The sequence below is a fragment of the Catonella massiliensis genome (assembly GCF_016651435.1).
In the GTDB taxonomy this organism is placed as follows: domain Bacteria; phylum Bacillota; class Clostridia; order Lachnospirales; family Lachnospiraceae; genus Catonella; species Catonella massiliensis.
The window spans coordinates 2,903,295-2,920,042 of record NZ_JAEPRJ010000001.1; the positions used below are offsets into that span (position 1 = coordinate 2,903,295).

Sequence of the window (16,748 nt, forward strand, 5' to 3'; positions counted from 1 at the left end):
GAGGATACCATGGAGAAGAAGGGAAAGTTAGAGCTGACTTGGACAGACAAGTACAAAAATTCAAGATTGGAACCAAGGATTTTGATAGAAGTTGAAGATAATTCAACTGGAAATAGCAGTAATGGAAATATGTTAATTCATGGCGACAATTTACTGGCATTGAAAGCGCTTGAGCTACAATTTGCTGGAAATGTTAAGTGCATATACATTGATCCTCCATATAACACTGGTACTGCATTTGAGTATTATGATGATGGAGTAGAACACTCTAAATGGCTAAGTATGATGAATGAAAGATTAAAGTGTTTGAAAACTCTCCTGAGAGAAGATGGTACTATTTTTATTCAGATTGATGATAATGAACAGGCATATTTGAGAGTACTATGCGATGAAATATTTGGACGCAAGAATTTTTTGAACATGATTTCAGTAAACACAAAAGTTAGCGCTGGGGCATCCGGCGGTGGTGAAGATAAGAAATTAAAAAAGAATATAGAATATATCTTGATATATTGTAAGAATATGGATTCTTTTCCTGGCTTTAAGCCAATTTATAAAAAAACTGAGTTGATGAAATATATTGAAAATATGAAAGAAGATGGGAAAAGTTATAAGTATACATCAATCTTATATCGTTGTGAAGACTTTGAATATTATAAAACTATTAAAGATGGAGCTGGTGATGATATAAAAATTTTTAAGGTAAATGATTATGAAGTAAAAAGTGTTAAACAGGTAGCTCAATTAGAAGGCATTACTGAAGCAGAAGTATATAGCAAATATTATAAAAAAATAATGACAACAACAAACGCACAAACATCAATAAGAACAAGAATTTGGGATGCGACAGATAGTGAAAATAATATGTATAGAGCAGTTTATATTCCAAAAACTGGTAAAAATAAAGGTAAAGAAACAGAGTTATTATTGATGGGAAAACAGAAAGTTTTAGTTATTTGGTTAAAAGATACAGCTGAATTGATAAAAGGCAAAATATATAAAAAAGAGAGGATAGGAACATATTGGGATGGATTTAGTTGGATTAATGTTACAAAAGAAGGTTTGGTTTTATTTCCAAATGGCAAAAAACCAGAAGGTCTTTTAAAACAAATCTTGGAAATGGCATCTGATGAGGGTGATCTGGTTCTGGATAGTTTTTTGGGATCTGGCACAACAGTTGCAACAGCACATAAAATGGGGCGCAGATGGATAGGAATAGAGATGGGAGAACAAGCATACACTCATTGTAAGGTGAGACTTGATAATGTAATTAACGGTGAACAAGGTGGAATTTCAAAAGAAGTAAACTGGCAAGGTGGTGGAGGATACAAGTTTTACGAACTTGCTGAACCACTCCTTGTAAAAAACACTGCACTTCCAGTTTATCAGATAAATCCATCTTATACATGGGATATGGTATGTGAAGCTATTTGTAAGATTGAGGGGTTTACTTATGAGCCATCTGGTGAATTCCAAGGTCATCCGTCAGAAAATAGATTTATACATGTTACAGAAGAATTCGTGAATACAAAATATGTGATGTCGGTTATGAAGAGTTTAGGTGAGAAGCAGAGTTTGCTTATTTATTGCAAGAAGAATCAGGCAGATATGATACTTCCTGAAAATGTTGAAGTGAAGAGGATTCCGAAGGATTTATTGGATAAGTGTAAATTTGAAAGTGAGGTGCAGGAATAATGAGTTCAGTGGATAAAATCAAATGGGCTATGAGCCTGCGCGACCCTCAATATGAGGCATTAAAATATTTTGATGCAATCAGCTCAAAGATTGAGTATAGAACTAGCTCTAAAATAGATGCTGAAAAAATAGCATCAGAGAATTGCCAAGAACCACATACTATAGCAGTAGATAAGGAATTTGATTTTCCGTCATTCTGTTTTGATATGACAACCGGTATTGGTAAATCTCGATTGATGGGTGCCTGTATTTATTATTTGTATAAAACCAAGGGATATAAGCATTTCTTCATCTTGGCTCCTGGAAATACTATCTATGACAAAATGCGTAGAGAGTCAGTGCCAGGGCATCCAAAGTACATGTTTAAAGGTCTTGAAGCAGAAATGGGAAGACCTAAGGTATATGATGGAGAGAACTATTTGTCATATCCTGTAAAGTATGTGCAGCAGGAATTAGTAGTAGAGAAAACATCAGAAATACAGATTTTCATTTTTAATATTTCGAAGATTTTTACTCGTGGTGATTTGGAATTTAAGTTTCATAAGTTCAATGAGAACTTGGGAGGCTCATTTGCTGAAGTACTCCGTTCTTTTGATGATTTGGTTATATGCATGGATGAGGCACATAGATATTATGCACCTGCATCAAAAGTGGCTATTAATTACTTAAATCCAGTACTTGGATTAGAGTTTACGGCTACACCTAAGAGTACAAATAAAAATATTATTTATCACTATGGTCTTGAAGAGGGTGCGGGTAAGTTTTTGAAAATCCCTGTTGTAATGGGAAGAACCAATACAGCGGGATATTCAGATGATGATATTGAAGAAATGAAACTTAAAGATGGAATTAAGCTTCATGAACGAAGAAAGTCCATCGTGTATAAATACTGTATTGAAAATAATCTGGAACAGGTAAAACCAATTGTATTGGTTGCTTGTAAAGATACAACACATGCGAAAAAGATAAAGGAAAAGATAGATTCAGATTCTTTTTTTGGGGGAAGATATGTAGGTAAGGTAATAGAAATTGATTCTAGTACCAGTGGTGCTGAGACAGAGGAAAATATTCAGAAATTACTTACTATTGAGAAGAATATCAATCCAATCGAGATTGTGTTGCATGTATATAAACTTAAAGAAGGATGGGATGTAAATAACTTATTTACTATTATTCCACTTAATGCAGCGAAGAGTGACATCTTAGCGCTTCAAACAATTGGTAGAGGATTAAGGCTTCCTTTTGGTGAAATAACAGGAATAGAAGAACTCGATACTTTGGATATTGTTGCACATGATCATTATCGAGAAATTATAGATGATATTAGGAATAATCCTGTATTTAAGAAAAGAAATCTTGATGAGGAAGATATACCAGATACTAAAATGGTTAAGGTAGAACCTGTTGTTGAGAATCGACAGATTTCATTGTTTGATGAAGCCTTGCGAGAAAGTAATGTAAAGTCATATCAGGACTTGAATAACGAACAATCAGTTGAAAGTGTATTTGCTGCGTATCAAAAGGCTTTTGTGAAGAATAATATTATAAAGAAATCTGAGGATAACAGTGGACAGATGTCTATTTTTGATTCACTTTATAACGAAAACAAAAGTGTAGAAATCTGCGGTAATACCAGCCCCAAGTCAGAGACTTCTCAAATAAGTAATCCTTCTGATAGAGCTGAGAAGTCATTAATTTTACAATGGGATGATAATGTAAGACAGGTTGATTTACAGAAATCATCTGGCGGGAAGAATGTATTGCCATATGCGAAGCAGGAATTTATTAAAAAAGTTGAGGAATTAAAGCGAGTGGCTATTTCAGTTCCTAAGATAGGAATTAGTTATAGTTCCACAATCACATTTAAGCCTTTTTCAGTTAAAAGAAATATTATTGACTTTGATGTAGCTGTGTCAAGGATTGAAAGATACGACACTATAAATGGAAAACTGTTACAAGTATTGGATGCAGATGCACTTATTGTTGATAATCCTGAGAACATGCTTGCAGTTTCATTGTTGGAGAGCATTCCTGAATTTAGCTCAGATGATGCAGAATTTATCATTGATGTTGTAAAAAGGTATTTAGCACTGATTGGTGGAACAGATGAAGAGAAAAAGAAAATAGTACGCAGATATGCAACTGTGATGGTTGAGGATTTAAAAAAACAAATATATGCATCCAAGGAAGAGAACACTGAGTTTGTGTTTAATGTCCAGCAAGCTCTCATCGTATTTGGAACCTTTGTAAAGAATATGAAGGAAAATGGACGCTTGAATTTTAAGAAGGAAGTACCTGACAAAAAAAATATTAAGCAGTATTTGTTCGAAGGCTTTAAGAAATCATACTATGCTGAAAATGCGTTTGATAGTGATGATGAACGAAGATTATCGGTCGTACTAGAAGAGGATTCTGAAGTAATTAGATACATTAAGCCGCCATTAAATCAACTTGGATTATTTTATAAGGCCGCAAAGCAGTATAATCCAGATTTTTTGGTGGAGACTACTAATAAAAAATATATGATTGAAGTTAAGGCTGTCAATCAAACTGATAACGAAGAGGTTCAAGAAAAAGCAAGAGCTGCAATTAAGTGGTGCGAATGTGCATCACAGGTAGATGCTGACGGAAAAACTTGGGAGTATCGTTTGGTGCCTGGAGACAAAATTGTGGTTGGTAATACATTCAAGTATGTGATAGGTATGGCTGTTCCTGTTGTTAAAGATTAAGAATAATCGGAGGGTGTAGATGGCAAATATAAGAGATTTTAAACATGCTATTGTTCGTCAGAAGATACTAGAAGCAGTACGAAAGGACTTAATTGGACCTTCTTATGCGAACGAAGAATTGAAAGAAATTCCGACAAGCAGTTATATTACAGGAATGTTGTATCCTGCTGATACAGCTGTTACGGAAGACGAAAATTATTATGATGTGGAGTTTACGGAAAAGAAGTTCGATGCTGATGGAGAATCTATGGAGGCAGGAATTTTTGAAGATGATGAACCAGAGGATAGAATAAAAGGTGGTTTTCAAAAGCCGTCTTCTATAGGCGTGTCTTTCTATGTTCCAGACGATGTAGAGAAGATTAATGCTTATATTAATTGGGGCAAATATTATGCAGAGCAGGTACAGGGTGAAGTGGTTGATGGAACATTAGAGGAAGATGCTGAAAATAAGAAAAAGAAAAAACACACTGTATATATTCGTGAGCAGATGAATGATGTTGTGGAAATTGATTTTAATCAGATTAGTCACTCAAAGCAGATTCCACTTGAATCAAATGGAAACATCTATATCTATGTTATGAAGATGCAATTAGATAACGGATACAAGATGGTATCAGTTTATTTGCATAATAATGATAAGTCAAATTGTGATGAAAAAGAATATGAAAAAGTAATGTTTCAGGTAGAGATACTCATCGCAGATGATTTGATGAGTCCTATATTCGTACCGGAATATATCTGTAGAAAAGTAGAATTAGAGGATGAATATTACTATAAGGGCAGACCGGTTTATGCAAGAGGTAGAGGGTGTGCTGCTACTTGGGAAAAGAAAGAGGAAGATGTAAATGCTACTGCTATAAAATCTTCATTTATACCTGATTATGAAATACCTAGTGTAAGTGCACAGATAGATGATATGCCGGAGCATGCATTTTCTATGTTGCAGATGGGCACGCCAAAGAATAAAGTGGAGGTTATTGAAAATCTTCGTACATTGACAGCTATGTATGGAAGTTGGATTACAGACATATTGGTAAATAATGAAGCCATGCTAGACGATAAGTTTAAGGGCATGGGTTGCTCAATTATAGATAAATGCAATGATGCTAACCGTAGAATGAATGCAGGAATCGACTTAATCGAAAGAAATGACAAGGCTTATCAGGCTTTTGTATTTATGAATCAGGCAATGTATTTACAGAGGAGTATTACATCATTCTCAAAAGATTATGGTAATGGAATTCCTTGCAGCCTCAGAGATTATATGACGGATATACCTGAAAAGGGCAGAAAACAAGATCATAGTGACTGGAGACCATTCCAGATTGCTTTTATACTTTTGAATTTATATGGAATTATGGATGGAGAATCATTAGAGAGAGATATCGTTGATTTGCTATACTTTCCTACTGGTGGAGGAAAAACGGAAGCATATTTAGGATTAATTGCATTTACTATTGCATATAGAAGGTTGACTGCTTCAGATGAAAGTGAATATGAGAAAGACGGTGGTGTGACAGTATTTTTAAGATACACACTTCGTTTACTAACAACTCAGCAGAGAGATAGGTTGATGCGTCTTATTGTTGCGATGGAACAATTGCGCGAAAAGAATCAGGAGTTATATGGTAAGGAGAGAATCTCGATAGGATTTTGGGTTGGTGGTAATGTTACTCCTAACAATTTCAGTGATTATAGTAATACTGACCAATTTAAAAAGAAGGAGTTTATAAGAAAGCTTACAAAGCAGATTATTAAATGTCCATATTGTGGTAAGGAAATCACACGAGGTGAATATGACATCAATGAAAAAGGAAAGTATGTAAAAATACACTGTGCAGATGATAATTGTATGTTCTCATTAAAAACTGGGAGAACTATACCGGTATACCTTGTTGATGAGGAAATTTATGCAAAGTGTCCGACCGTGATTATTTCAACTGTAGATAAATTTGCGAGACTTCCATGGTCAGAGAAAGTTGGTTTGCTTTTTGGCAGGACAAATAGATTTTGTGATAGATGTGGACATATCGCTATTGGAGAGAAACATTATGGAAAACATAATGCAGATACAAAAGTAGGGTTAGAAATGGCTAAAGTAGTTGAGTGTAAACCATTTTATCCACCAGAGTTAATTATTCAAGATGAGTTGCATCTCATTACAGGTCCACTTGGAACAATTTATGGCGGTTATGAAACTGTAGTAGAAGAAATGTGCTGTATTGAGAGGAATGGAAAGAAGATTCGCCCTAAATATGTTGTTTCTACTGCGACCATTAGAAATGCCGGAGAGCAGATTAAGTTCCTTTATGGCAGAAATGAATTTGTTCAATTTCCACCAAGTGGATTTGATACTAGGGACTCATTTTTTATTAAAGAAATACCACTTCCAACAGATAACTTAGCTAATGTTTCAGAAGAAAAAATAGAAGAAATGGTTAATCAAGGACAAAAACCATTCCGTAAGTATGCTGGTATATGTGCAAGTGGGCAATCTGTTAAGACAACACTTACTCGTTTATATTCGGTTATTTTACAGACAGTATTGGATATAGCAAAAGAACCAGAGTATGAAGACTATATTGATCCATATTATACCTTAATAGGATACTTTAATAGTATAAGAGAACTTGGCGGTGCGATACGTCTTCTTGATGACGATATTGCAAGCCGTATTCGTGTTGTTAAGAATAAATATAATAGTCCGGAACAGAGATATCTTAGCTTTGAAGGGAAAAAGGAGATTACATCTCGTATTCCTTCATACGAGATTTCACAGATTCTTGAAAAATTAGCAGTTGCTTATGATAAAAACAAAGAAAAACAAGGTTGCTACGATGTTGTAATTGCAACCAATATGATAGCTGTAGGCATGGATGTTGACCGATTAGGACTTATGTCTGTTGTTGGTCAGCCAAAACAGAACTCGGAATATATCCAAGCAACAAGCCGAGTGGGACGTCAGCACCCTGGGATTATATTTACAGTTTACAATCCATATAGACCACGTGATTTATCCAACTATGAGAATTTTGTTGGTTTCCATTCACAGATGTATAGATATGTTGAAGGAACCACAGCAACACCATTTGCGGCTAGAGCACGAGATAGAGTATTACATGCATTGGTGGTTTCTTTATTTAGATTACAGGTTGAATCAATGGCAGATAATGATGGAGCTTCAAGGATTAATGAAATATCTGATAAACAGATTAAAGAAATTAAAGATAAGATTCTTGGGCGAGTTAAGATAATTGCGCCATCATCTTATGTAGATACTGAAAAGGAAATTGATGAATTTATTAATACTTGGAAGAGCATAGCAAAAGATGATAAGTTATCTTACTTTGTTCACACAATAGCAGGTGATAAGAAGAGATTACTGACATATTATGGCGTATATTTTGGAGATAAGGAGAAGCCTACTTTAAACTCTATGCGTGATGTTGAGCAATCATCGACAGTATTTTATTGGGAGGGTATCTGATGAATTTTTATAAGAAATTGGGCGAAGTACGTCCAAATCAGTTAATAACTACATATGGACCAGGATCAATAATGGATGCTGTTAATGATTCATTAACAGTTTTAGATATTGAGTACTGGGATACTAATAATATTGGAAAAGAAATTAGAGATGCAAGATTGGCTAGTTATATGAAAGTGCGTAGATTTTTTATGCCAAAGACAGGTGGAAAAGAGGACATTCCAGTTATCTCCTTCCCCTATTACCATGTGTGTTCAAAAGGAACATGCAAGTTCTTGTTTGATATGAGGGACTACTTTGACATTGACCAGTATAAGAATAATCAAGGCGAAGTTAAGTGTCCTAAGTGTGGGTTCCCGGCATATCCTTCAAGATTTATAACAGTATGCGAAGATGGACATATGGACGATTTTCCTTGGAGATGGTGGGTACATTATGGCGAAGAAAGTTGTAAGGATGATATGTATCTAAAATCTATGGGTAATACCTCATCGCTTGCAGAACTTCGTGTGGAGTGTAAATGCGGCGCGAAGAGAGTTATGTCTGGTGCCATGCAAAAAGAGAAATTTGCAGGTTTGTGTTGTTCCGGTAATCATCCACATAGACCTGGAGCTAAAGCAAAAATATGTAAAAAGAGTGTTGTTCCTAGCCAGCGTGGTGCATCTAATGTGTACTTTACAGTTACAAGAAATGCTATATCAATTCCACCATGGACAAATCCTATTAATGATATTATGGAGGCGCAAAGAGCAACAATTGAGACCTTGGTAGAAGCTATGGGTGAAGAGGCGGGTCTTTCATTTGCATATCATAAGTACTTTGCAGATAAATATGCTTATGAAGATTTCAAGGCAGCATATGATAGATTAAGCCAAAATATCAAGGAAATTACTGAACTTAAAGAAATGGAATACGCAGCTATTACACATCATGAAGATGTAGAGTATCAGCATGATGTTAAGTATTTCAAGGCAGAAGAGGTGGCTTTGAGTGATAGTATAAAAGAGTATATTTCCAGAATTGTCAAAATACATAGATTACGTGAGGTAAGGGTTTTGACTGGATTTACAAGATTGGAAGCGCCAGAACCAGAGGTTGATGAGCAGTCGCATATAGTTAAGCTGAAGAGTTCATCTGTAGAGAAGTGGCTTCCGGCAGTTGAAATCAATGGTGAAGGCATATTCATAGAATTGAGCAGAGAAAAGCTGAACCAGTGGATGCATATTGAGAGTGTAAAAACACGTTCAGATAAATATGAGAAATGCTACTCTGCATATTGTCAGAAGAAGGGATGGGAAAACTTCAAACCAAGAAATGCAGAATATGTATTGCTGCATACACTTTCTCACATGCTAATCAAGGAAATGTCTATGCAGTCAGGATATTCGTCATCTGCGTTACATGAGCGCATATATAGTAGTGAGGATATGTGTGGTATATTAATTTATACAGGTGCAGCTGATAAGGAAGGTTCATTAGGAGGACTTGTTGAACTTGGTGGGTTGAATAAATTTTTACCATTATTAAAAGGTGCATTAGAAAATGGGCTAACTTGTACAACGGATCCAGAATGTTTTATGAAAAACCCAACAAGTGACAGATTAAATGGGGCTGCCTGCCATTCGTGCACTATGATTTCAGAAACTGCATGTGAGAATGGTAATAGACTTCTTGACAGAGCATTGGTAGTACCTGTGCCAGAACATGAAGAAATGGGATATTTCAGGGAACTGGTGAGAGATTTATGTGGAATACAAGTGTAAAGATTGAATATATTGCAGGGCTAATTGCAGATGCACTTGAGAATTACTCCGTAAATGGAGTGAATGCGCAGTTTAACCAGGTAATTGTAGAACTTAGGAATCATTTTACTAACTGTTCCGAAGAAGAAATTACAGATATAATCAGCCTCTGTATGAAGATGTATTCATCAAGGAAAATTGAACATGCAGACCTTGTTCTTACTGCACCAGATTCATTCCGAGTAAAAACATTAAGAACAAAAGATACTATGCGAATGCTGATAGAGAATACAGAAAAGAGTCTTACTATAACTGGATACTCAATTTCAGATTATTTTGCAGAAATGCTAGATGCCATTATCAAGAAAAGCCAGCAGGGTATATATGTTCGAATGTATGTAAATGATATTGAAAAGCAGAAGGAAGCTCTTGATAGATTGATGGCGTATCGTTCTCGGTTTTTACAGGTATATGAATATCAGAAACAGGAAGATGACAAAATGGCAGCCTTACATGCGAAGCTTATCGTATCAGATGTGAAGAAATCATTGGTGTCATCTGCAAACCTCTCATATCATGGAATGCAAGGGAATATTGAGATGGGATTCTTGATTGAGTCTCATGATAAGGCAAAGCAAATAGAAGAGGTTATGAAGGAAATGGTGAGGATGAAGGTATTCAGTAGATTGAGAGAGTAGGTGTTATATTTGAGAAGATTAGAAATGAAGTATTTTAATACATATTATTTTTGTTCTGTGATTCAATATATTATCGAGGATTCTGATTTAGATTATGTAGGAACGCTAGCTGAGTTTACGGAGCTGCTAAGTGAATGTAAAAGAGAAGATTTCCCGCAAGAATCATATCTTCAAAGCTTTGTTGATTTTACAGTGGAAAGAATTCTCTTTGAACAAAATGAGTATAAGGCATCAGATATAGCGGCTGCCATAGAAGCTGATGGATATGAAAATGTTATTAATAATAATCATGAGGTTTTTTACAGTCATGAATATAAATATACTATATTTGAATTGGCAATAATACATTATCAAGGTTGTAAAGAGAAGATGCAAGATTGGATTGCAAAGAATGTAGCACCAGAGGAGTTTGATGCATTGGATGTAGCAATAAATTACACTAATTATCTTGAAGGTAACTATTATGATGTTATTAACAGTATTAAGAATGAAGTGTTTTATTTATTGTTTCAAAATAGATACTTTTTGATGCAATTTAATGTTTTAATTTCAGATATTCATCCAGGTAAATCAGAAAGAAAAAATATACCGACTTGGGTAAAATCGGCGGTAAAATACCGAGACAAGTGCAAGTGTGTAATGTTCCAAAAAGACTTATCTGGAATAATGGATGTAGAAGAATATCGTGACAAACAGTTTGATCATATTGTTCCATTAGAAGTTGGCGGATTTAATGATGTTTCTAATTTACAGTTAATGTGCAGTAAGTGCAATCAAAAGAAAGGGATAAAGACATATACAAATAATATATATCATTTTTATTATGATAATTAGGAGAAAGGTGGTATTATAGAATGGCGCAGGAAGAATTACAAGTAACATTTGATATAAATACGATAGATCATTTAGGGGTGAAACTTTATTCGACAATTCCACCAATGATTGCTGAGCTTGTATCTAATGCTTGGGATGCCGATGCAAGTAATGTATATATAAATTTCAATAACGAAGGTGAAAAGACAATTACGGTTTCAGATGATGGTACGGGTATGACTTTTTCTGAATTAAATGAGCATTTTCTGAAGGTCGGAAGAAATCGTAGGGTTGAAATGCATAAAGATGAAACTGAAGGTGGAAGAAAAGTATTGGGGAAAAAAGGATTGGGCAAATTATCTATGTTTGGAATTGGTAAAAAAATAACTATTTCTACTATTAAATCTGGAATCAAAAATACTTTTGTTATGGATTATAAGCAATTAAAAGATTGTGAAGGCAATGTATACAAACCTTCTGTCATAGACTATTGTGTTGAAACTGATGAAAAGAATGGAACATCATTCCTAATTGAGCAATTATCAAGAAAGTCAGACTTTGATATCGAGAGATTATACAGGAACTTGCAGACTAGATTTCATATTTATTCGGATAAATTTGTGGTACATATAAACGATGATGAAAAATATAAAATTAAGTCAAATGATATTCCAGATGATAAATTCCAGTTTGTGTGGAGATATCCAGAAGACTTTGAAAAGGATTTTGATACGGAAATTGATAAGTTTAAGGATTTATTTGAGTTTGGGAAAGAGAAGGGAGTACATGGTAAAATCTATACTTCTCAAACACCATTAAATAAGGCCGTACAAGGAATCGTTTTGTTTTCGAGAGGAAAGCTTGTTCAGGAACATAGCACATTTGATGACAGAGCAAATGACAATTTTTTTCAATATATGTCAGGGTATTTTGATGTTGATTTTATTGATAGTAGTTTTGAAGTAGACAACTGTTCTACAGATAGAAAATCACTTGCCTGGGATATAGATGAAAATGAAGAATTATATAAATTGAAGGAACTTTTAAAAAAACTTGTGTCTGTGTCTCAAAAGAAGTGGAGAGAAGAAAGAAAAGCAGAAAAGAAAAAGAAGGTTTCTTCTCATGGACATAATGTTGATGAATGGATAAAAACTTTAAATCCAGCAGAAAAAACATTAGCTAAAAAACTAACCGATGCAATTATTGACAATGATGATATAAATGAAGAGACTGCGGCAGAATATATTGGCTGTATTAAAGATATGTACAGTTTTGAGGGTTTTAAACAATTCACAGCTGAATTAGATGAACTTCAGGAATTAGATAATGAACATGCTATAAGGTTGCTAACAGACTGGAATAACATAGAAGCTAAAGAGTATGCTAAGATAACAATTGGCAGAATAAAAACTATTGAACAGTTTGAGAAATTTATTAAAGATAATGCATCGGAACGGGATATAATCCAGAAATTCTTGGAAGAATTTCCATGGTTATTAGATCCCAAGATGTCTAAATTTGAAAGAGAAATAACTTATACAAATTTGTTGAAACGAAATTTCTCTGATGAAACTGATCTTCCAGACAGTAACAGAAGATTGGACTTTTTGTGTACCAATAGTGCGGGAGTTATTCATATTATTGAATTAAAGAGACCAAGAATCAGACTGAAAACAAAGGAAATACAACAGATTTCTGAATATGTAGAATTCATTGAGACACAATTTCCACAAACACAGGGTCATGTTAAGGGATTCTTAATATCGGATAATATGACATATGAACCGGGAGCAGAAAAGGTTCGAAAAGGATTAGAGTCTGTTGATATTTTCGTGAAATCTTATTCTGATTTATTGGCTGAAGCAAGAAGATATAATGATGATTTGTACAGAATGTATGAAAATATATCAAGCAAGAAAAATGAAAATGTTGGTGAATAATTCTTGTATTCAAAGAAAAACTTGTAGAGGTGGTAAGGATTAACTTGAAACAGAGATAAATAAAAGTCGCGTTTACTACTTAAGGAATATAAAAAGGTAAAGTATTCCACTCGTGTTGGTTCTATAGTAAATGAATTTATTAGATGAGCGTCATATTTTAGATGCTAATCCTACATATGATGAGCTCACGGAATGGTATGGAAAGAGTGGACGTCCTCTTAAGAAGTTTCATGAACCCATGAAGTTAAAAACCTTACTTTTATGAAAATGCCTACAATACCATGGCTTATTAATAGTTTTATATTTTATTACAATTCACCTGTAAGGTAAAACCATATCATGATATAATAGTCCTGTAAATTAATGGTTTTGGGAGATAGATATCATGAATCATAACCACTATATTACACTTAACAACAGTAACATAATTGCCAAATATACAAACGAGTGAATCATTTCAGCAAGCCACTTTGCGGCTGTAGGAGCACTTCGTCCGAAGAGATTAAATATTGAGTTTTTGTAATGAGATTAGGAGGTCGTAGCACATGGCAGAGAGCCAAAATATTGAATATAAAGAATCATGGCGTGACGAATACCTGAAATGGGTGTGCGGATTTGCCAATGCGCAAGGTGGCACTATCTATATTGGTGTGCATGATGATGGGAGAGTTGTAGGGGTTAAGAACGTAAAGAAACTGCTTGAAGATATTCCAAATAAGATTCAAGCTGGACTTGGAATTATTGCAGATATCAATAAGCATACCGAGGATGGACTTGATTATATTGAAATCAAAGTTGAGCCGAGTAGTTTTCCGATTAGTTATCACGGAGAATTTCATTACAGAAGCGGTGCTACAAAGCAGCAGTTGACTGGGATCGCACTGTCTCAGTTCATAATGAAAAAGACGGGGTTCCGCTGGGAAGATGTCACTGTTGACAATTTAACTGTAGAAGATTTGGATGAGGAAAGCTTTAAGATTTTTCGAACTGAAGCACTGAAAAGAAAGCGAATGAGCGAAGCAGAACTGAATGTTTCTAATAAAGAATTGCTTGAGAAATTGCACTTGATGTCTGATGGTAAGCTGAAACGCTCAGCTGTGCTGTTATTTTATAAGGATCCAAGCGTAGTTCAGAATGGCAGTTTTGTAAAGATTGGGAAATTTGATGTACGAGGACGAGTGGTCTATCACCACGATTTGGAGGAATCGCTGATTGTTAATGCGAGCAAAGTCATTGATCTGATTTATTTGATGTACCTGAAAGCTAAAATAACCTATGAGCATGACCGCCGTGTCGAAACATATCCATTCGCCCGGGAGGCCATCCGTGAAGCGGTTTATAATGCTATCATTCATAACTGCTACATGTTCGGAGCTCCGATTCAGATTCGCATTGAAGAGGACGCAATGATTATTAGTAATTCTTGTATTTTACCGGATGGTTGGACGCTGGATTCATTTATGCAGCCTCATCGTTCGCAACCTTATAATCCTGACATGGCAAATGTCTTTTATCGTGCTGGATATATTGAAAACTGGGGACAGGGTATTCAGAAGATCTGTGATGAATGTTATGAACTTGGTACAGAGCTTCCGGTTTATGAGCTGAACGGTACTGCGCTTCGGATACATTTCAAGGCACTCCCAAATGCGCTTATAGATAAAACTAAAGAGCTAAAGTCTCAAAGTGCCAATCTTAGTGGCACTTTGGATGGCACTTTGGCACTAAAGATTATTGAAGCAATAAAGGAAGACTCATCATGCACTATTGACCAGATTTCTGCAAGAACTGAAATAGCAAGAAGAACATTGATACGTTATATGGATATCTTGAGGAAAGAAGGCCGTATAGAACGCATTGGTGGCAAGCGTTATGGGCATTGGCAAATCAACGAATAAATTTGATTTATACAGGAAATAGAGTCAGGCAAACGAATAGTTAGCAAGAGAAGAGCGGTTGAATTGAAACAGTAAAACCGTAGAGAGAAAGGAACAGTAGTATGATTTTAGAAACAGAGAGACTTATCCTTCGTCCGTGGGAAGAATCGGATGCGGAGGAATGCTATAAATATGCAAAAGATCCACGAGTAGGGCCGGCTGCAGGGTGGCCTGTGCACACAAGTGAAGAGAACAGCCGGCAGATCATCCGGGATGTGCTGATGGCACCGGAGACCTACGCTATTGTACTGAAGGATACAGGACTTCCAATTGGCAGCATCGGCTTTCACCACAATGACCTTGCAGAAAAGGATGATGAAGCGGAGCTTGGTTATTGGCTGGGAGTTGATTATTGGGGACAGGGTCTTGTGCCTGAGGCGGGAAGAGAGCTACTGCGTCATGCCTTTGAGGATCTGAACCTTGTTCGCATCTGGTGTGGCTATTATGATGGCAACGAGAAATCAAAGCGTGTTCAGGAAAAGCTTGGGTTCAAGTACCAATGGGCTACTGAGGACGTGCCGGTTCCGCTGTTGGGCGAAATAAGAAATGGACATGTAAGTCTACTTACGAAAGAAGAATGGGAAAACCTCATCACGCTTTATACACCATCTTTGGAAGAACTTTGGTTTCGGCAGAAAATGATGGCAGATACGGAAACCATGTCGTATAACCACGCTTGGGGAGGTACAATTCCTTTTCCTAAAGAGGAGTGGCCTGGCTGGTATGATTTTTGGATTGTAAATCATGAGGGCAAGCGTTATTTCAGATATTTGAAGGATAACGCTGGCCATTTTATTGGAGAGATTGCCTATCATTACGATAGCAATCGAAACCTTTATATAGCTGATGTTATAGTCTATGCACCATATAGAAAAAAAGGCTATGGCAGTATTGGATTGGATTTGTTATGTAGTGCTGCTAAACAAAATAGCATAAAACTGCTGTATGACGATATCGCAATAGATAATCCAGCCGTCACGGTGTTTCTAAAGAATGGATTTATTGAAGAATACAGAACAAGCGAAATTATCATGCTTAAAAAAGAACTATGAAATTTGCCAGATTTTTATAAGAGAGCTATACTACATATCGGCAAAAACATATTGGGTTTGCCGATATACGTATTGGTGCAAAGGAGTTGATATTATGCCTTGGTATGAAGAATTGTATATGTCGGTATATTCTGATGCAGCCAAAGGATTGATCGGACTTAAACTTTCAGAAAAGCGGAGTTGCCCGATATTTATGAACAGGCACAGAGTCGGTATCGTTTAGATAAAGTGAGGATGCTAAGATATGCCCGTAGGCGCAATCGACAGGATATACTATTGAAATATTTTGAAGGGTATTAAGGAAATCAGTAGTAGGCTCAACACCATGTTGCATTTTATTTGAAAAACTATGGAAAAGGTAGTACATAAAACCATATAGATGATAAATATTGATTTTATTCGTAGTTTAGCATATAATAATTATTAGATTTTATTAATGACTTTTTATAGTTTAAGGAAGGATGGTATGGAATACTTATCTATAAAACAAACATCTGAGAAGTGGGGAATTTCCGCCAGGAGAATACAGGTTTTATGTTCAGAAGGACGCATCCAAGGAGCGACGAAAATAGGCTTTTACTGGGTAATTCCTGCTGATGCAGAAAAACCGCGCGATGAGCGCATAAAAAGTGGAAAATACATAAAGGAAAAGTAG

General features: G+C 35.5%; 10 protein-coding genes and 1 pseudogene. All 11 read left to right on the forward strand.

The window, feature by feature from the left end; translation table 11 throughout:
- Nucleotides 1–9: 9 nt before the first annotated feature.
- The 11 genes and pseudogenes from JJN12_RS13100 (at nucleotide 10) to JJN12_RS13145 (ending at nucleotide 16,748) form a co-directional block, all read left to right on the forward strand.
- Nucleotides 10–1,695, forward strand: coding sequence for a site-specific DNA-methyltransferase (locus JJN12_RS13100; protein WP_208430100.1), 1,686 nt, complete (start codon nucleotides 10–12; stop codon nucleotides 1,693–1,695).
- Entirely contained in the window at nucleotides 1,695–4,424 is a 2,730-nt protein-coding gene (locus JJN12_RS13105) for a DEAD/DEAH box helicase (RefSeq protein ID WP_208430101.1), read from the forward strand. Before JJN12_RS13100 ends, JJN12_RS13105 begins: the two co-directional genes overlap by 1 nt.
- Before the next feature lie 19 nt (nucleotides 4,425–4,443).
- Nucleotides 4,444–7,911 carry a DISARM system helicase DrmA gene (gene drmA / locus JJN12_RS13110; protein WP_208430102.1) on the forward strand — a complete coding sequence of 1,156 codons (3,468 nt, stop codon included), beginning with the start codon at nucleotides 4,444–4,446 and terminating at the stop codon, nucleotides 7,909–7,911.
- A complete protein-coding gene (drmB, locus tag JJN12_RS13115) occupies nucleotides 7,911–9,674 on the forward strand; it encodes a DUF1998 domain-containing protein (protein ID WP_208430103.1) in 1,764 nt (587 codons plus the stop codon). Before drmA ends, drmB begins: the two co-directional genes overlap by 1 nt.
- The gene (locus tag JJN12_RS13120; RefSeq protein ID WP_208430104.1) at nucleotides 9,656–10,351 is read left to right on the forward strand and encodes a phospholipase D-like domain-containing protein; all 696 of its coding nucleotides are present in this window, start codon (nucleotides 9,656–9,658) and stop codon (nucleotides 10,349–10,351) included. The genes drmB and JJN12_RS13120 overlap by 19 nt, the downstream gene beginning before the upstream one ends.
- 9 nt (nucleotides 10,352–10,360) lie before the next feature.
- Nucleotides 10,361–11,185 (forward strand): HNH endonuclease, encoded by an 825-nt coding sequence (locus JJN12_RS13125; RefSeq protein ID WP_208430105.1) that lies wholly within the window; start codon nucleotides 10,361–10,363, stop codon nucleotides 11,183–11,185.
- Nucleotides 11,186–11,205: 20 nt separating this feature from the next.
- Entirely contained in the window at nucleotides 11,206–13,104 is a 1,899-nt protein-coding gene (locus JJN12_RS13130; RefSeq protein ID WP_208430106.1) for an ATP-binding protein, read from the forward strand.
- Nucleotides 13,105–13,649: 545 nt separating this feature from the next.
- Entirely contained in the window at nucleotides 13,650–15,002 is a 1,353-nt protein-coding gene (locus tag JJN12_RS13135) for an RNA-binding domain-containing protein (protein WP_208430107.1), read from the forward strand.
- Nucleotides 15,003–15,103: 101 nt separating this feature from the next.
- Nucleotides 15,104–16,093, forward strand: coding sequence for a GNAT family N-acetyltransferase (locus JJN12_RS13140; RefSeq protein ID WP_208430108.1), 990 nt, complete (start codon nucleotides 15,104–15,106; stop codon nucleotides 16,091–16,093).
- A gap of 177 nt (nucleotides 16,094–16,270) precedes the next feature.
- Nucleotides 16,271–16,393 (forward strand): annotated as a pseudogene (locus JJN12_RS14745) (DUF6577 family protein); the annotation flags it as partial.
- Between the two features lie 166 nt (nucleotides 16,394–16,559).
- Complete coding sequence (locus tag JJN12_RS13145; RefSeq protein WP_208430109.1) at nucleotides 16,560–16,748, forward strand: MerR family transcriptional regulator; 189 nt, start codon at nucleotides 16,560–16,562, stop codon at nucleotides 16,746–16,748.